Below are 17,168 nucleotides of genomic sequence, written 5' to 3' on the forward strand. Positions count from 1 at the left end.
TGCACAGCCAATACCCGAAAACCCGCGCCCCGTTGCGCCCTCTGCACCTCATCACCCACCAGCCAACGGCGGTAGCAGCATGATCGAAGTCACCGAAGTCACCATTGCCCACCTGCGCGCCGCCCTGGAATCCGGGCAGACCACCTCGGTGGAACTGGTCCAGGCCTATCTGGAGCGGATCGAGGCCTATGACGGCCCGAACACCGCCACCGCCCTCAACGCCGTGGTGGTGCGCAACCCCGAAGCCCTGAAGGAAGCCGCGGCGTCCGATGAGCGCCGCGCCAAGGGCCTGACCCTGGGCCCGCTGGACGGCATTCCCTACACCGCCAAGGACAGCTACCTGGTCAAGGGCCTGACGGCTGCTTCCGGCAGCCCGGCCTTCGCCGAGCTGGTGGCCTACCGCGACGCCTTCACCATCGAGCGCCTGCGGGCTGCCGGGGCCATCTGCCTGGGCAAGACCAACATGCCGCCCATGGCCAACGGCGGCATGCAGCGTGGCGTGTATGGCCGCGCCGAAAGCCCCTATAACGCCGCTTACCTGACCGCGCCCTTCGCCTCGGGCTCGTCCAATGGCGCCGGCACCGCCACCGCCGCCAGCTTCGCCGCCTTCGGCCTGGCCGAGGAAACCTGGTCCAGCGGCCGTGGCCCGGCCTCCAACAACGGGCTGTGCGCCTACACCCCGTCGCGCGGGGTGATCTCGGTGCGCGGCAACTGGCCGCTGACCCCGACCATGGACGTGGTGGTGCCTTTCGCCCGGACCATGGCCGACCTCCTGGAAGTGCTGGATGTGGTGGTGGCCGAAGACCCGGACACCCGCGGCGACCTGTGGCGCCTGCAACCCTGGGTGCCGATCCCCAGCGTCGCTTCGGTGCGCCCGGCCTCCTACCCGCAACTGGCGGCCGGCGCCGCGGCGCTCAAGGGCAAGCGCCTTGGCGTGCCGCGCATGTACATCAATGCCGACCCTGAGGCCGGCACCAGCGAAAAACCGGGCATCGGCGGCCCCACCGGCCAGCGCATCCATACCCGGCCCTCGGTGATCAGCCTTTGGGAGCAGGCGCGCCAGGCCCTGGAAGCCGCCGGCGCGCAAGTGCTGGAAGTGGACTTCCCCCTGGTGTCCAACTGCGAGGGCGACCGCCCCGGCGCGCCGACCGTGTACAACCGCGGCCTGGTCAGCAAGGAGTTCCTCCACGACGAGCTGTGGGAGCTCTCGGGCTGGGCCTTCGACGACTTCCTGCGGGCCAACGACGACCCCAAGCTCAACCGCCTGGCGGATGTCGACGGGCCGCAGATCTTCCCCCACGACCCCGGCACCCTGCCCAACCGCGAAGACGACCTGGCCGCCGGCATGGACGAATACGTGAACATGGCCAAGCGCGGGCTCAAGACCTGGGACCAGATCAGCACCCTGGCCGACGGCCTGCGCGGCCTGGAGCAGACCCGGCGCATCGACCTGGAAGACTGGATGGACCGCCTGGGGCTGGACGCCGTGCTGTTCCCCACCGTGGCCGACGTTGGCCCGGCCGATGCCGATATCAACCCCGAGTCGGCAGACATCGCCTGGAGCAATGGCGTGTGGGTGGCCAACGGCAACCTCGCCATCCGCCACCTGGGGGTGCCCACCGTTACCGTGCCCATGGGGGTGATGGCGGACATCGGCATGCCGGTGGGGCTGACCTTCGCCGGGCGCGCCTATGACGACTCGAGCCTGCTGGGCCTGGCTTCGGCCTTCGAGGCCACCGGCAGCAAGCGCCTGATTCCACCGCGCACGCCGGCCTTGCACAGCGGCCAGTGACAAACCGGATCGGGGGCCGCAACGGCCCCGTTCCTCAACGCCGTCCCTTCGAGTCCCCTTTGCGCATGACCTTTTGCGCTCAACCCGTTGGCGAGACCCCATGAACCACATTCGCGCTGCAATGCATCAATCGAAATACACCAAGGCCCCCCACCCCGTCTTCACCCTCGACGACGTCCCCCTGGACAGTTGGATCAAGGGGGTCATCTACGATGGCTCGGGGGCAGACAGCACCGAGGGGTTGGTACCGGCCCAGGGCTGGCTGATCGATGACGAGCACGCAGAACTTGCCTGGCAGTTACTGGCTCCCGCGAGCGAGGATTGCTCGAGCATCGTCCCGTTGCTGATCTGCCCCGACGACATGGATCTAAGTTGCACAGTGGCCGTGGTCGAGCAGGTGGTACGGGGAGACAAGCTGATCTGGGAACGTTTTGGACGAGCCGTCACAGTGATCGACGGACTGGTCACTGCGGTGGCCTGGAACAGCAACGCTCAACGCGCCGAATTCTCCAGGCAACAGTTTGACGAGGCCTGCACTGAATTCAAAAGATTGACCGAGCATGAGTGGGCTTGATTGCACCATCACTGCTCATCCTCAGGTCGCAATGGCGAGTGCTGCCAATCGAAGTGGGTGAGCAACTGCCGGCACAGGTCGTCCAGCTGCGGGTGGTAGTGGTGGGTATGGGGCACGGGCAACTGCGGCTCGCCATGGCCGAAGCCCAGTGCGCGCAGGGCCGTGGCGTAGTCTTCCAGCGGCCCGTAGCCATAGATCAGGTTGTGCCGGTCCCAGACTACGGTGGCCTGTTGCTCGGGCGAGTGGACCCACAGGTCGAAACGGCTGTCGCCACAGAGCAGTGGCTTGAAGTCGTAGATGAAATCCTGAACGTCCTCACGCGACAGCTGCGGGCTCCAGTAGCGTCCGGCTTGCGATTCGTCCCGGGGCGTGTGCAGCACGAACAGCAGCACCAGCGGCTCGGCCAGGCAGCCCAGCAGGCTGAGCAGGACCTGCGGGTCCGAGCCTGGGGCGCCCGCCACCACGCGCTGCCCCTCGCCAATAGGCGCCACCACGAATACCGGCGGATAACTGTGCTCGACCCACTGGTTGTCTATCATGTGCCCAAGTCTGTACATAGCCAGCCTGATCCTCCTGATCAATTCCTAGGTTTAGCCAAACGGCCGCGCATTATGCCGTACCCTGCAGGGCCGCTCACGACCTGATTGGCCCAACAGCGCGCGGCAACACAGCCCATCAAGGACATCCCCTCCGTGCTTCATGCCCTGATCCACAACGGCCAACCGCTGGCCCCACAGCAACCCCAGCCACTGGTGCCCTGGTGGAGCTTCACCAAGACCGTGCTTAGCGCAGCGGCCCTGACCCTGGTGCGCGACGGCCTGCTGGGGCTGGATGAGCCGCTGCCCCAGGGCCCCTTCACCCTGCGCCAGTTGCTGCGGCATCAGGCCGGGCTGGCGGACTACAGCGAGCTGAGCGACTACCACGACGCGGTTTTGCGCAACGAGGATGCATGGCCCGGTGCACAGATGCTGCAGCGCCTGGACGCCAGCCGCCTGCGCTACGCCCCCGGCAGCCAGTGGCGCTACTCCAATGTGGGCTACCTGTTCGTGGCGCAGCTGATCCAGCAGGCGACGGACCTGCCCCTGCACCTTGCCCTGCAACAACGGGCACTGGCGCCCCTGGGCCTGTCTCGCACGCGCCTCGCCGTGACCCGCGAAGACCTGCGGGATGTGGACCTGGGCCAGTTGGGCGACTACCACCCCGGCTGGGTCTACCACGGCCTGCTGGTGGGGCCCCTGGCGGAGGCGGCGCTGCTGCTGGATCGGCTGTTGAGCGGCGCGCTATTGCCCCCGGCACTGCTGGCAGGCATGCAGCAGGCCCAGCTTCTGGGCGGGCCGATGGCCGGCCGGCCCTGGGTCGCTCCCGGCTATGCCATGGGCCTGATGGTGGGCACTGTCGAGTCTGGCCTGACGCTCTACGGCCACACCGGCAGCGGCCCCGGCAGCACGTTGGCGGTCTATCGCGCCAACGTCGCCGGCACCAGCGCCTGCTGCGCGGTCTTCAATCCGGGGAGCGACCAGGGCCAGGTCGAAACCCGGGCCCTGGCGCATCTGCGCCACGCACTGGCGAACTAGCCACAGGGCACGGCCACAGCCACAGGACAGCTCGCATGCGGGCATGACTGACCGGGCGCCACGGGCCCTGCCGTTTCGCACAGCGGCTGACGTACAATCCCCAGCCTTCAGGGACAGCCATCACCAGGACGACAATGACCACACACAGCATTACCCTTGCCAACGGCTGGACTGCCGAATATACCGAGCAGGGCGAGTTCCGCATGGGCGCCGTCGGCTGGAACCTGCAGTTGCGCGGCCCCGAGCAACAGGCCATCCGCTACTTCGAAAGCCAGATCGTGCTGGTCAACGATGAGGATGGGGTACAGGCACGAAAAGCCATCAGCCTCTCCGAGGATGGGGTCTACGGCTACCTGGGCAGCGACATGAGCCATGGCTGGGTGATCGACTTCTCCCGCTGCATGATCGCGCCCCATCGGGTGACGATTTCCCACTACCACTACGCCTATGACGAATACATCTCGCTGCTGGAACAGCCGGCGTACAAGCGGGTGCGGGAGTACATCAGTGTCAGCGGTCGGACTTACTACCTGACCTTCCCCCTGACCCGGGACGAGGATTTCCCCAAGGTCTGGGAGGAGTACCTGGTGATACGCCGGCGGCAGCTGGACGAGCTGTATTTTCGCAACTGAGCCTGGGCCGGGCGGCACAGTGATGCGCATGGGCCATTAGCACACTCGGGCTAATAGTGCCGGGGGCAGCACGGGCCTATAGTCCGCAGCAGCCCCCCCCTTCAGGACGGCGCCTACAAGAACGTGCGGATTCATAACAAGGAGTTTTCCCATGTCGCTCAAGAAAATCGTCTATGCCTCGGCCATCGCCCTGGCCCTCACCGCCTCCAACGCCCACGCCTTTGCCAGCGACTGCGGCGACTCGCTGTGGAAGTTCAGCGCCATCGAAGCGCTGACCTGCGTGTTCTCGGGCCAGTGGTAAATCACTGCCGCCCGGGCTGACACCGCCCGGCATGAACCAGGTGCCCGCTGCTGCGGGCACTTTCATTGGGGGGTGTCGGCTCGCTCGCGGCCCTGCTTTCAGCGCAGGCTCCAGGACACCCCCAGGTACACCCCCAGCCCTTCCCCCGGCGTTGAACGCGCCGCGTCCAGCCCCTTGTCGTCATAGCCCGGGGTCACGGTGGCGGCGTAGCGCTTGTCGGTCAGGTTGCGCACATCGACCCAGGTCTGCCAGTCGTTCTTCGGCGCGTTGTAGCCCAGGGTGGCGCCGAACAGCGCATAGGGATCGGCGTAGTAGCTGTTGGCGTAATCCACCGCCACCTTGGACACCAGCTGGGTATTGAGCGCGGCGAAGAAGCCCAGGGGCCAGTCGTAGCGCAGCTCGCCCTGGTAGTAGTGCATGGGCAGGCCCGGCAGGCGGTTGTTGGCGAAACGCTGATCGTCGCGGTAGTGGAAATCACTGAAGGTATAGGCCTGGCGCAGGCTCAGGCGGCCGACGCCCGGGCGCGACCACAGCTCGCTCTGCAGGCTGGCTTCCACGCCCTGGTGCACGGTGGGGCTGGCGTTGAGCTCGTAAGGCGTGGTGGCGTTGGCGTCCGGCAGCACCGAAAGCAGTTCGTGGCGCACCTGGGCGTAGTACCAGGCCAGGCTCCACTGGCCCAGGCTGCTGTCGCCGCGCCCGCCCAGTTCCAGGGTGGTAGAGGTCTGATTGCGCAGCTTGACCGGGTCGCGCTGGGCGCCGGTGGCGACGCCGCTGCCGGCCGGAAAACGCTGATTGGCGCTGTAGATCAGCGACCAGGGGTGTGGCGCTTCCACCGAGCGGCTGAGGTTGGCGAACAGTTGCAGATCCGGGTTCAGCTGATAGCGCAGGCCCAGGCGCGGCGCGTAGTCCCAATCGCCAAGGCTGGTCTTGCCGCCGCCCTCGGGGTAAGTCACCGCGCTTTCGCGGCGGGTGTAGATGGCCGCCAGCCCGGTGGTCAGCCACAAGTCGTCGGCGATCTCCAGGTCATTGCCAACGTGCAGGACGGTGTCCGAGCCCTGGTAAGTGAAGTTGCGGATCCGCGTGCCCGGCGCGTAGTTCGCGGTATTGCCGGTGGGAATGCGCACGAACTCGCTGGCACCGTCATTGGGCAGGTGCTTGGTCACCCGCAGGCCCAGGGTGCTGCGGCTTTCCAGGCCCCAGAGGCTGTCGCGGCGCTTGTAGTCCAGGGTGCCGCTGACGTCGCTGTAGGCCACCTTCAGGCGATTGGGGCCTTCGCGCAGGTCCATGGGGTAGTCGTGGTACACCAGCCCGGCCTGGATACTCGAATCGTCGTCCAGGTAATAGGTGGTCTTGTTGCCGACAAAGGTACTGCCCGGCTGCTTGCGCCGGTCGTCGCGGCTGACGTAGGCCGGGTTGGCCGCCCGCGGGTCGTGTTCGATGGAGCGCTTGGTCACGCGCCCGGCCAGATCGTTGTCGGTCTCGCGGTAGCGCAGGTAGAAGCGGGTTTCCAGGTTCGGGTTGAAGCGGTAGCCGAAGTTGCCGATCAGCCCCTTGCTCTGGCTGCGGGTGTGATCCTGGTAGCCGTCGGCATTGGAGTCGGTCAGTGACACGTAATAGTCGAAATCCCCCAGCACTTGCCCGGAACTGACCTGACGCTGCTGATAACCGTGGCTGCCGGTGGCGTAGTGCACCTGCAACAGCGGTGCGTCATAGCCGGTATGGCTGACGTAATCGATGGCCCCGCCCAGGGCCAGGGCGCCACGGTCGAACCCGTTGGCGCCGCGCAGCACTTCCACGTGGTCGACCCACAAGGGCTCCAGCAATTCATAGGGCGTGCCACCGGGGCCGGTCAGGGGCAAGCCGTCGAGCATCGTATACAGCCCCGAGGCATGGGCACCCGGTGCGCGGTTGATGCCCGAGCCGCGGATCGAGATCTTCACCCCTTCGTTGCCCGCCGATTGGGCATAGACCCCGGGCTGGTAGGCCAGCACATCCTGGTTGCTGGCCACCCGGCCCTGCAGCGGGCGGCGCATGTCCACCACATTGGTGCCGCCGGGCACCTGGGCCAGCCGCGCCGCGGCCTCCTCCATGCCCTGCCCCTCGCCAACCGGCTCCTGCCCCAGGACCTGCGCCGGTGCCAGCTCTACAGCGCGGGTTTCGGCAAGCGCCGGGCAGGCAAGGGCCAGGCCCAACAGGACCGTGGGCAAGGATTTTGGGGAAGACATCGAGAAAACTCCGACCGGCAGAAAGAGGGCAATGCAAGGTGCGACGCAGGAAAGAACCAACAGAGCACAGGACAATCTGGCCAAGGTCATTCAGGCGGCGGGAAATCGGCGCTCAAACAGATAAAACGCCGCTGCCCGACCAGGGGCGGCGGCGCTTTGCAACGCGGACAGGGCGGGTGGCCTCACCGAGGCTTGGCCCGCGGTCAGCCGGCCGATCAGACCGCCGACTTCTTGTACACCGCTATGGTCCCCGCCTTGCCCACGAACACCAACCCATAGTGTTCAAGATTGGCTCGTACATGCTTGCCAAAGCGATGACGGGTCGTGCGTTGCAAAGGCTCCCACAGCGTTTCCCCAATGATCTGGCGAACCTTGCCTTGGTACCCGGCAGGCAGCTTGGCCGCATTCTGTTTGAGGGCGATGGCGGCCTGGTCCCAGGCCGAAGTTTGCATAGGGTTCATCTTCAACTCTCCTTGAAGCTCAATGGCGCCAGCCGCAGCCCGGGAAACACCGGGGCCGTGGCTCAGCGAAGCAGAATTTCCAGACGGTGGCCGTCAGCGCCGGCCTCCATCCTGACCAGGGTGCATTCCAGCGAATCGGGGAACCCCAGCTGTGCCTGCAAGGCACGCTCAATGGCCGCCTCCAACTGCGCCGGGCTACAGGCGCGCAGGCTCTGCGCCACACTGGCAGCGGGTGCCGTGGCGACCGGATGTGGCAAGAGGGTTTCGCCCAGCAATTGCTGGCAGTAGGCGATGAGTTTTTCACAGTGCTTCTTGCTGCCGTAGCCGTTGTTGCGCCAGCGATCGAGACCGGCCACCGAAACATCGGCGATTTCGGCAATCTTGCGCAGCGACAGGCCGTTGTCTTTCTTCAAGACCTCAACCAGTTCTCCCATGCCCAGCACCACTTCCCCCAGCGTGTGCTTTTGCGGAAAGCGACGATTGAACTCATCCTGGGTGAGGACTTCGAGCGCCTTGTAGGCGTTGACGAGACTATTCATTGGAAGGCATCTCTTGTGTATGTGTCACGAAGAATATTTAACCTAGTAGTAGGTGTCAACACCTACTTATAATTAAATACTCACACAACAAAACACACACACCTAGCATTCTTCAGATCGAGTGACCGCAGCGACCAGCAATCGAAGGGCCGCACGACGCCGGCCCTTTTACCCGGCGGCCTTTGCTCATGCTTCACCCTGTGCTTTTTTGCTGCCCTTGATGTTCTCGATCAGATCGACCACGTAGTTCTGGTTGAAACCCGCGACAAAGGACCAGAACAGCAGCTTGCCGTAGGACGCATAGCCGTCCGCGTGCTGGCAGAAAATCACATAGAAACTGTTGTCCGGGTACCGGCAGATCTTGTCGTCGACGATCTGGGGAAACAGTTCACCTTGCACCACGCCTGAGATGAACAGGATATACAGCAGGCCCGCGAGGATGCCGCCGATGAACGACGGCAACAGCACGTTGAACCAGGAGCTGCACAGGCTGACGATCTCCTCCTCGCTGAGGTGTGACAGTTGGCGGTGAAAGCCCACGTAACCGCCGATATTGCCGACGATGAACACCACCGAGGGAATGGTGTAACCGTCGGCCAGGGCGACCGCCCCCAGGGACGCCGCCAACAGCAGCACAAAGATGATGAACAATCGCTTCCAGAGGATGTTCAGCGCGTCCTGGCGGTTCATGTTCGGCTCACTGGTTCAGGTTGTCGTAGGGTTCCGTCCACCTGGATGACGATAGTTGAGCCGTGCCGCGCAAGCGGCTTTTTTCGACCGGGAACCCTTACCCCTCCTGGCCCGCGCCCTCACGCCGGGTAACCGGTAATCTCGCGAATGCTCTGGTACAGCGGCTTGAGCTGGCGGTACATGCGCAGGTAGACCTCGCTGTACAGCCGCTGGTACATCTGCTGCGCCTGGGGCTGGGGCTCGAACACTGCGCCAACCCGGGTCATGGCACTGATGGCCGTGGCGAAGTCCGGGTACAGCCCCAGGCCCACCGCGCAGGCGATCACCGCACCCAGCCCCGAGGCTTCATAGACATGGGGCCGCTCCACCGGCAGGCCGAAGATGTCCGCCGTCAGTTGCATGGCCGCGTCGCTCTGGGAGCCACCGCCGGCCACCCGCAGGCGGCTGATCTTCAGCCTGGAGCGCTTTTCGATGCGCTCCATGCCCTGGCGCAGGGCATAGGCCAGGCCTTCGAGAATGGCCCGGTAGATGTGCGCCCGGGTGTGCACGTCGCCAAAGCCGATCATCGCCCCCTTGGCTTCCATGCCCGGCTCGCGGATGCCCGGCGACCAGTAGGGTTGCAGGGTCAGGCCCATGGACCCCGGCGGCACCGCCTGGACCAGGGCGTCGAACAGCTGCTCCGGCTCCAGCCCCTGCTCCGCCGCCTGCTGCACTTCGCGCAGGCCGAACTGCTGCTTGAACCAGCTGACCATCCAGTAGCCGCGAAAGATCATCACCTCGCAGTTGTAGTGGTCCGGCACCGCCGCCGGGTACGGCGGTATCAAAGGCACCACTTCCAGGTAGCGCGAACGGGTGGTGGTGATGGTGGCCGTGGTGCCGTAGGACAGGCAGGCGGTGGTGGAGTCCTGGACGCCCGAGCCCAGCACTTCGCAGGCCTTGTCGGCACCCGCGGCAATCAGCGGCAGGCCTTCGGGTATGCCGGTATGGCGGCTGGCCTCGGCGGTGATCCGGCCCAGGGTTTCCCCGGGCTTGAGCAGGGTCGGCAACTGCTCCTGGCGCACCGCCAGGGCCTGCCACTTCCAGTCACTGGGGGCGGCCCAGCGCAAGCGTTTGTAGTCGAACGGCAGGTAGGCCACGCAGCAGCCCACCGAGTCGACGAAATTGCCGGTCAGGCGATGGGTGAGAAAGCCCGAGAGCAACAGGAACTTGTCGGTGGCGGCCCACACCTCGGGCTGCTCCTGTGCCACCCAGTTGGCCTCGGCCTGGGCGCGAAAATAATCCACCGTGGCCTCGGCGCCGATCAACTTGAACAGCCAGCCCCAGGGCCCCTTGATCTTGCCTTCGACCTCGGCCTGGCGCTGGTCGAGCCAGAGGATCGCCGGGCGCAGCGCGCGGCCCTGGGCATCGACGTTGATCAGGGTGCCGCGCTGGGTGGTCAGGGACACGCCGCGGATCTGCGAACGGTCGATGCCGGTCTGCTGCCAGAGCAGTTGGCAGGCTTCGCCGAGCTTGGCCCAGTAGTAGTCCGGGTGCTGTTCGGCCCAGCCGGGCCGGCTGGAAAAATAGGCTTCAAGCTCCACCTTGCCCTTGCCCAGCAGGTTGCCTTTGAGGTCGAACAGCAGCGCACGAACGCTCTGGGTGCCGTTGTCGATGGCCAGCAGGTAGTCCTGCTTATTGTTGTTGTGGTTATCCATGGGGCTCTCTTGGTTGAGCATCGTTAGGCGAGTGGCGGCAGGCTGTGATGGCGTTGCCACAGGGCCCGGTAGCGCTGTTCCTCGGCCTGCCAGCGCTCGTCGTCCCAGCCCAGCTGCGGCTGGCACAGGCGGCGGATGGCCGGCAGGTACTGGGCGGCGCCCTCGGCCAGCAGCAAGCCGATGCGGGTGCGGCGTAGCAGCAGGTCGTCCAGGTGCAGGACCATTTCCGCCTCGGCGGCAAACGCCAGTTCGGCCCACAGGGTGTCGCTGGCGCCGACGCAATCGCCGCCCAGGGTCGCCACCCACTGCGCCAGCCGCGGCAGATGGCGGCCGTGGCGGCCAGCCAGGCGCCGCACCTGGGCGCCGCTCAGGCCGGGGATCTCCAGGGGCGCCACAGGCGTGAAGACCGGGGCGCCGTCGTCCACCACTTCACGCCCGAGCATCGCCCCGCAGGCCTGCAGCACTTCGATGGCCTGGGGCCGGAAGGTGGTGAGCTTGCCGCCGGCCAGGGTCACGCAGCCGGGTTCCTGCCACAGCACATGCTCGCGGGTTTCATTGGAAGGCTTGCCCTGCTGGCCGTCGCTGCTGGCCACCACCGGGCGCACCCCGGCCCAGGTCGACAGCACGTCGCCGGCAGTGATCAGGGCCTGGGGAAACTGCTGGGCGCAGGCGGCCAGCAGGTACTCAAGCTCTTCCTGGCTGATGCTGGCGCTCTGGTCCAGGTCATCGCGGTGATCCAGGTCGGTGGTGCCGACCACGGTGGCGCCCTCCCAGGGGAAGACGAACACCGGCCGGCCATCCTCGGCATGCATGAAGCTGAAGGCCTGGGCCACCGGCAAGCGCCAGCCCGGCAGCAGCAGATGGCTGCCGCGCAAGGGCCGCAGCTGGCGCACGCGGTCCGCCGGGCGCAGGCGCTCGGCCCAGGCGCCGGTAGCGACCGCCAGGGCCGCGCAGCGCACCTGCTGCGGCTGCCCGCCTTCGCTGTCCTCGATCTGCACCCCGCAGACCCGCCCGTTCTCGCGCAAAAGGCGGGTGACCCGAACGCCGTTGAACACTTGGGCGCCATCGGCCCGGGCCTCGGCCAGCACCCGCATCACCAGCCGCGCATCGTCGGTCAGGGCGTCGAGAAAACTGGTCCCCCCCAACAGCCCCGGCTCCTTGACCCCGGGGGCCAGGAAAGCCAGCTGCCGGGCATCGTGAAAGCGATGGTTGCGCCGCCCGGCCAGGGCGTCATACACACTCAGCAGGCCGCCGAACACCCTGGGCCCGGGAAACTTGCCGCGGTAATGGGGCATCAGGAAGCTCATGGGCTCCACCAGCCCCGGGGCCTCCTGCAACAGGCGCTGGCGCTCGCGCACCGAATCCCGGGTCAGGCGCCACTGGCCCTTGGCGATATAGCGCAAGCCGCCATGGACCATCTTCGAGGAGCGGCTGGAGGTGCCCCAGGCAAAGTCTCGCTGTTCCAGCAGCAGGCAGCGCCAGCCGCGCCGCGCCGCTTCGCGCAGGATGCCGGCGCCGCTGATGCCGCCGCCGATCACGATCAGGTCCCAGGCTTGCGCCGCCAGCCCGGGCAGCGCCTGTTGGCGCCACTGGGCATTCCAGTCCTGGCTCATGGTTCACGGGGCTCCAAAAGGGTGCCGGGGTTGAGGCGCCCGGCCGGGTCGAAGTGGCGGCTCAGGGCCTGCAGCGCATCGATGGCCAGCGGGCCCTTCTCCCGCAGCAGGTACGGCGCATGGTCCTTGCCCACGCCGTGCTGGTGGCTGATGGTGCCGCGGTGGTTGACGATGGTCTGGCTGGCAGCGTGCTTGAGCGCCTGCCAGCGGGCCAGGGTCGCCGGGTACTGGGCATCCGGGCGGAACACGTAGGTGGTGTAGATGCTCGACCCTTCGCCATAGACATGGGACAGGTGGGTGAACACATGCACCTGCTCGCCCTCGGCGGCCAGGCCGTCACGCAGGCTCTGCTCGATGCGTTGCAGCAGGCGGTCGACATTGCTCCAGTCGGTGGCGGTCTCCAGGGTGTCCACCAGGTAGCCGGCGTTCCACAGGCTTTCGCGCAGGTAGGGAAAGCGAAAGCGGTTCTGCGCCCATTTCTTGCCCAGCAGGGTGCCGGTGAACACCCCGCCGAAAGCCTTCAGGTGCTGGCGCGCCTGGCGCAGGGACAGGGCATTCTGCCGGCGGTTGCCGGTCACGCCGAAGGTCAACAGGCACTTGCCCGCCCCGGCGCCGCGCAGGGCCAGGTACTTTTCCAGCCAGGCGATCTGCGTCGGGTGGCCGGCCAGGGCCAGCTGGGTTTCGGTCTCCAGGGCATTGGACAGGCGCAGCATCGACAGCGGCACCCGGGCCTGGGCCAGGGCGCGCACCGCCTGCAGGGCCTGCTGCCAGTCGGGCAGGAACACCCCGTAGAAACGTTCGTCATCGGGCAGGCGGCTGACCCGCACCTTGACCTCGGAAATGATCCCGAAGCGCCCTTCGCTGCCCAGCACCACCTCGCGCAGGTCCGGCCCGGCGGCGGACGCCGGAAAGGTGGCGATGGGCATTGGCCCGGCAAAGGTTTCCAGGGTGCCGCCGGCGAACAGCTGCTCGATGCGCCCGTAGCGCAACGACTGCTGGCCGCTGGAGCGGCTGGCGACCCAGCCGCCCAGGGTCGACAGTTCCCAGGACTGGGGAAAGTGCCCCAGGGTGTAGCCCCGGGCCCGCAGCTGGCTTTCCACCTGAGGGCCGCTGGCCCCGGGACCGAAGGTCGCCAGCAGGCTGTCTTCGTCCAGGTCCAGCAGGCGGCTCATGCGCGCCAGGGACACCGTCAGCACCGGCCGCTGGGACCCGCCGGGGTTGATGTGCCCGGCCACCGAAGTGCCCCCGCCGTAGGGAATCAGGCACAGGTCGCGGTCCTCGGCCAGGGCCAGCAACTGGCGGATCTGTTCGGCGGTTTCCGGGAACGCCACGGCGTCCGGGTAGGCCCCCAGCTCGCCCTCGCGCAGCGCCAGCCAGTCCGCCAGGCTCTGGCCGCGGGCGTGCAGCAGCCGGTCCTCGGCACTGATGCTGTACAAGTCATGGGCTTGCAGGCGCGATGCCGGCACCCGGGCCAGGGCCTGCTCCAGGGTCGCCTCCGGCAACCTGCGTCCCGGCCCCAGGCGCTCGGCGAGAAACCCCGCGCCCTGGGCCGGCAATTCGACCACCGTGGATGCATCCCCCCAACCGTTCCAGCGTCGCATGCGTGTGTGTCCTTCTGCTGTTCTTATAGGTCTTGCCCAAGGCTCCCTATACTAGTGCGCGGCAGCGGGCTGTCACGGTCACATTGAGCCAGCGGATGTAGCCGATTGAGTCAGACAGAGGTGACATCGGGCGCCAGTTACCGAAGAATCCTCCCCCTCCCCATCACAGGCTCGCGTCCATGCCGGCAACCCTGAGAACCTGCACCCCCCTGTTCTGGTCCACCGACCTTGGCATCGACTACGGCGCGCCGACCTTGCAGCTGCGCGACCTGCTGCCAGTGGTGGGCGAGCAAAGCTCAGCCTTCTTCCAACGCCAGGACGGCATCGTGCTCGGTGAAACCCTGCAACTGATCTGGTGCCCGCCGCTGGCGGACCTCAATGGCTGGAACGAGCAACCCTCGGAAATCGCCCTGAGCCACCTGCTGCACGTGCGGATCACCGGCCCGGCCGCCGAGCCGCCCGCGCCACGGCATGCCAACCACCACGGCAGGCTCAGGTACCGCTTCCAGGTGCTGTCCTGCCAGCCGCTACCGGCGGCCCTGCGCGCCCAACCGCTCGCACCGAACGCCTGGCACCTGCCGCTGATCAGTGGCGAACACGGCAGTTGCCTGACCTGGGATGACATTCACGAGTGCGAGCGCGCCGAGGTCCAGGGGCTGATCTACCTGTGCGCCTACGGCCGTTACGAAAGCTATATGGAAATGTTCATCGAAGCAGTGGGCGAGCAGCTGTTCGGGCTGCTTTCGGTGCACCTGGGCCCGGGGGGCGACGACTATCAATTTGGCCGGCGCGCCCTTGAAGGGGCGGAGTTGCGGGCCATCCGCCGCGCACTGGACATGGCCCGGCCGCTTAAGGATTCACAGCCCGGCTACCTGGTCCCTTGAACCCCGGGACGGATAAAATCGCCCTGAAAAAGACTAAGCAGCTGTTTTCAAACTCATTTTTTTTACCAGGGGGCTTCCCAGCCCGCCGATAAGTTGATAAATTTGCGCCCGTTCTTGCAGCGGCCCTCCCCGGGCCGGCAGTTCAGGCAAGTAACGTCGCAACAGCTACAGGGGCGTCGCCAAGCGGTAAGGCAGCAGGTTTTGATCCTGCCATGCGTTGGTTCGAATCCAGCCGCCCCTGCCATTTTTTCTCATCGTTATCCCCGCAGATTCCGTTCCAGCATCTCCAGCAATGCACTGACCTTGGGCAACCCCTGCCGGCTTTTCAGCCACAGCAGATGGATCGCCTGCCCTTCGCTGGCCCATTGCGGCAGCACCTCCACCAGGCTTCCGTCCTCCAACTGGCGCTTGACCAGCCAGGAAGGCAGTTGCGCAATGCCGTAGCCTTGCTGCACCGCCATCAACAGTCCCTCGCCATCGCCCACCACGCAACTGGCGGACATCACCCGGCGCTCACTCTCGCCCGGGCGGCCGCTGGCGAAGTTCCAGGGGCTGACCCGGCCATCCACCCAGCCATAGGCAATGCACTGATGGCGCTCAAGGTCCTGGTCGGTCAGCGGCACGCCATGGCTGCGCAGGTAGTCGGGCGAGGCGCAGAACAGGTGCCATTCGCGGCCCAGGCAGCGGTGCCCCAGCGCCGCCGGCCACTGCCCCGAGCCGCCAAGGCGCACGGCGATGTCCGCACCGGCTTCAAGCGGCTCGACACCGGGATCGGAAAAGGTGATGTGCGGCTGCAAGCCCGGATGCTCCCGGGCAAAGCGCAGGACGGCGCCCAGCACCTGGGAGCGGCCGAAGGTCCCGGGCAGGTCGATGCGCACCCGCCCCCGCAGCTCGGAGTTTTCCGCGTTCAGCGCCAGCTCGGCCTCTTCCAGGTCTGCCAGCACCCCGCTGCAAGTGCGGTAGAAGGCCGTGCCCGCATCGGTCAGCGCCAGGCTGCGGGTGGTGCGCTGGAACAGCCGCGCCTGCAGGCGCCCTTCCAGCCGGGCGATGGCCTTGCTGACGGCGGAAGCCGTAAGGTTGAGCCGTTCGGCGGCGGCCTTGAAGCTGCCGCAGTCGGCCACGCAGACAAACACATCGATCCCCTTCAAGCGTTCGGAAGAAAACATTGGCGCCTCTTATTCATGAATCTGATTCCATTCACTGGGTAAAAAACATCATAAAACAGAACCATATTCCCCAGTAAGCTGGCTGCCTTTCTCAAAAACGCCGTTACAGACCGATGAGGCACGGATGCTGCGCACCCTGAAAAGCTACCCGAAAGCAATCAACCTGCTGCTGGCCGGCACCCTGGTGCTGACCCTGGCCCGGGCAATCACCCTGCCCTACCTGGTGATCTACCTGAGCAGTGCTTTCGGCCTGCAAGTGAGCGACATCGGCCTGGTGATCGGCAGCAGCATGATCCTCGGCTCGCTGCTGAGCCTCTACGGTGGTTTCCTGGTGGACCGCACGCCCAGCTACCGGCTGATCCTGGCCTGCTGCGCGCTGTTCACCCTGGGCTTCATCGGCGCCTTCAGTGCCCGCCAGCTGTGGCTGTTCTACCTGTGCCTGGTGCTGGTCAACCTGGCCTATGCGGTGATCGACATCGCGATCAAGGCCGGCTTTGCCCAGCGCCTGTCGGTGGAACAGCGCAGCGAAGCCTTCTCGATCAAATACACCCTGACCAATATCGGCTACGCCGTGGGCCCGTTCCTCGGCGCCGGGCTGGCGCGCCTGGACATCAGCCTGCCGTTCCTGATCTCCGCCGCCCTGGGCGCCGGGTTCCTGGCGATCCATGTGCGCTGGGGCGACAGACAGCTGAGCGCCGCCGGCCCGACACCAGCGCCGCTATCCTTCGCGGCCCTGGGCAAACAGCTGCTACGGGATTACCGCCTGGTGTGCTTCACCCTGGGCGGCCTGCTCAGCGCCGTGGTCTTTGGCCAGTTCTCGGCATACCTGTCGCAGTACCTGGTGGTCACCACCTCGGCCGAGGCCACCTACCGCATCATCAGCACCCTGGTGGCGACCAATGCGCTGCTGGTGATCGCCTTGCAATACGCCATCGGCCGCAGGATTACCCAGCGCCACCTGAGCCGCTGGCTGGCGCTGGGGCTGGGCCTGTTCCTGCTGGGGGTCAGCGGCTTCGGCCTGGCCACCAGCCTGGCGCTGTGGGTGCTGTCGATGGTGGTGTTCACCCTGGGGGAAATCATCGTGTTTCCCGCCGAGTACATGTTCATCGACCTGATCGCCCCCGAACACCTGCGAGGCCTGTATTACGGCGCGCAGAACCTCTCCAACCTCGGCGGCGCCCTGGGCCCGATACTCTGCGGCATGGTCCTGGCCAGCCACCCGGCGCACTGGATCTTCTACATGCTGGGAGCGTTCATCATTGCCGGCGGGCTGTTCTACTGGCTGGGCGCGGCCAACCTGGAGTCCGTGAGGAACACCGCCAGGAGCGGCACGTGATCATCGCCCAAGGGGCAGGCCCAGGCGCGCGGCGATCCGCGCCAGGGCTGCCGAGATCGCCAGTGACGGTTCAAGACACAACCGCG

16 protein-coding genes and 1 tRNA gene are annotated in these 17,168 nt (G+C 66.3%); 8 read left to right on the forward strand and 9 right to left on the reverse strand.

Features of this window, described 5'->3' with window-relative positions:
• Positions 1-79: 79 nt before the first annotated feature.
• Both AC1RL5_RS05325 and AC1RL5_RS05330 read left to right on the forward strand, forming a co-directional pair.
• Entirely contained in the window at positions 80-1,792 is a 1,713-nt protein-coding gene (locus AC1RL5_RS05325; protein WP_492588826.1) for an amidase, read from the forward strand.
• Positions 1,793-1,892: 100 nt separating this feature from the next.
• Positions 1,893-2,366 carry a hypothetical protein gene (locus tag AC1RL5_RS05330; protein ID WP_011061069.1) on the forward strand — a complete coding sequence of 158 codons (474 nt, stop codon included), beginning with the start codon at positions 1,893-1,895 and terminating at the stop codon, positions 2,364-2,366.
• Positions 2,367-2,374: 8 nt separating this feature from the next.
• Here the strand turns inward: AC1RL5_RS05330 and AC1RL5_RS05335 are convergent, their stop codons facing one another.
• Positions 2,375-2,905: a hypothetical protein gene (locus tag AC1RL5_RS05335; RefSeq protein ID WP_072450540.1), complete on the reverse strand. Its 531-nt coding sequence runs from the start codon at positions 2,903-2,905 to the stop codon at positions 2,375-2,377.
• 135 nt (positions 2,906-3,040) lie between these two features.
• Here AC1RL5_RS05335 and AC1RL5_RS05340 point away from each other — a divergent pair, with 135 nt between their 5' ends.
• From AC1RL5_RS05340 to AC1RL5_RS05350, 3 genes are all read left to right on the forward strand, one after another.
• On the forward strand, positions 3,041-3,940 hold the full coding sequence (locus AC1RL5_RS05340) for a serine hydrolase domain-containing protein (protein WP_492589120.1): 900 nt from the start codon (positions 3,041-3,043) through the stop codon (positions 3,938-3,940).
• A 134-nt stretch (positions 3,941-4,074) separates the two neighbouring features.
• A complete protein-coding gene (locus tag AC1RL5_RS05345) occupies positions 4,075-4,572 on the forward strand; it encodes a hypothetical protein (protein ID WP_019094881.1) in 498 nt (165 codons plus the stop codon).
• A 151-nt stretch (positions 4,573-4,723) separates the two neighbouring features.
• Complete coding sequence (locus AC1RL5_RS05350) at positions 4,724-4,873, forward strand: hypothetical protein (RefSeq protein WP_015635448.1); 150 nt, start codon at positions 4,724-4,726, stop codon at positions 4,871-4,873.
• A gap of 98 nt (positions 4,874-4,971) precedes the next feature.
• On the opposite strand, the gene AC1RL5_RS05355 is transcribed toward AC1RL5_RS05350, so the two are convergent.
• From AC1RL5_RS05355 to AC1RL5_RS05385, 7 genes are all read right to left on the reverse strand, one after another.
• The gene (locus AC1RL5_RS05355) at positions 4,972-7,098 is read right to left on the reverse strand and encodes a TonB-dependent receptor family protein (RefSeq protein WP_492588824.1); all 2,127 of its coding nucleotides are present in this window, start codon (positions 7,096-7,098) and stop codon (positions 4,972-4,974) included.
• 215 nt (positions 7,099-7,313) lie between these two features.
• The gene (locus tag AC1RL5_RS05360) at positions 7,314-7,559 is read right to left on the reverse strand and encodes a hypothetical protein (protein WP_047336648.1); all 246 of its coding nucleotides are present in this window, start codon (positions 7,557-7,559) and stop codon (positions 7,314-7,316) included.
• Between the two features lie 62 nt (positions 7,560-7,621).
• Entirely contained in the window at positions 7,622-8,098 is a 477-nt protein-coding gene (locus tag AC1RL5_RS05365; RefSeq protein WP_047336647.1) for a hypothetical protein, read from the reverse strand.
• 186 nt (positions 8,099-8,284) lie between these two features.
• The gene (locus AC1RL5_RS05370) at positions 8,285-8,788 is read right to left on the reverse strand and encodes a hypothetical protein (protein WP_072450542.1); all 504 of its coding nucleotides are present in this window, start codon (positions 8,786-8,788) and stop codon (positions 8,285-8,287) included.
• 119 nt (positions 8,789-8,907) lie between these two features.
• Complete coding sequence (locus AC1RL5_RS05375) at positions 8,908-10,482, reverse strand: FGGY-family carbohydrate kinase (protein ID WP_011061061.1); 1,575 nt, start codon at positions 10,480-10,482, stop codon at positions 8,908-8,910.
• Positions 10,483-10,505: 23 nt separating this feature from the next.
• Positions 10,506-12,095, reverse strand: coding sequence for a glycerol-3-phosphate dehydrogenase/oxidase (locus AC1RL5_RS05380; protein WP_103407829.1), 1,590 nt, complete (start codon positions 12,093-12,095; stop codon positions 10,506-10,508).
• Positions 12,092-13,696: an FAD-binding oxidoreductase gene (locus AC1RL5_RS05385; RefSeq protein ID WP_103291136.1), complete on the reverse strand. Its 1,605-nt coding sequence runs from the start codon at positions 13,694-13,696 to the stop codon at positions 12,092-12,094. The genes AC1RL5_RS05380 and AC1RL5_RS05385 overlap by 4 nt, the downstream gene beginning before the upstream one ends.
• 179 nt (positions 13,697-13,875) lie before the next feature.
• Here AC1RL5_RS05385 and AC1RL5_RS05390 point away from each other — a divergent pair, with 179 nt between their 5' ends.
• The gene (locus AC1RL5_RS05390; protein ID WP_072442041.1) at positions 13,876-14,580 is read left to right on the forward strand and encodes a hypothetical protein; all 705 of its coding nucleotides are present in this window, start codon (positions 13,876-13,878) and stop codon (positions 14,578-14,580) included.
• 169 nt (positions 14,581-14,749) lie between these two features.
• Positions 14,750-14,824: transfer RNA gene (locus AC1RL5_RS05395), tRNA-Gln, on the forward strand.
• Between the two features lie 13 nt (positions 14,825-14,837).
• Here the strand turns inward: AC1RL5_RS05395 and AC1RL5_RS05400 are convergent.
• Entirely contained in the window at positions 14,838-15,746 is a 909-nt protein-coding gene (locus tag AC1RL5_RS05400) for a LysR family transcriptional regulator (RefSeq protein ID WP_011061057.1), read from the reverse strand.
• A gap of 124 nt (positions 15,747-15,870) precedes the next feature.
• On the opposite strand from AC1RL5_RS05400, the gene AC1RL5_RS05405 reads away from it, so the two are divergent.
• The gene (locus AC1RL5_RS05405) at positions 15,871-17,082 is read left to right on the forward strand and encodes an MFS transporter (RefSeq protein ID WP_492588822.1); all 1,212 of its coding nucleotides are present in this window, start codon (positions 15,871-15,873) and stop codon (positions 17,080-17,082) included.
• The last annotated feature ends 86 nt before the right edge of the window (positions 17,083-17,168 follow it).

The sequence above is a fragment of the Pseudomonas sp. GW822-FHT06D10 genome (assembly GCF_058799535.1).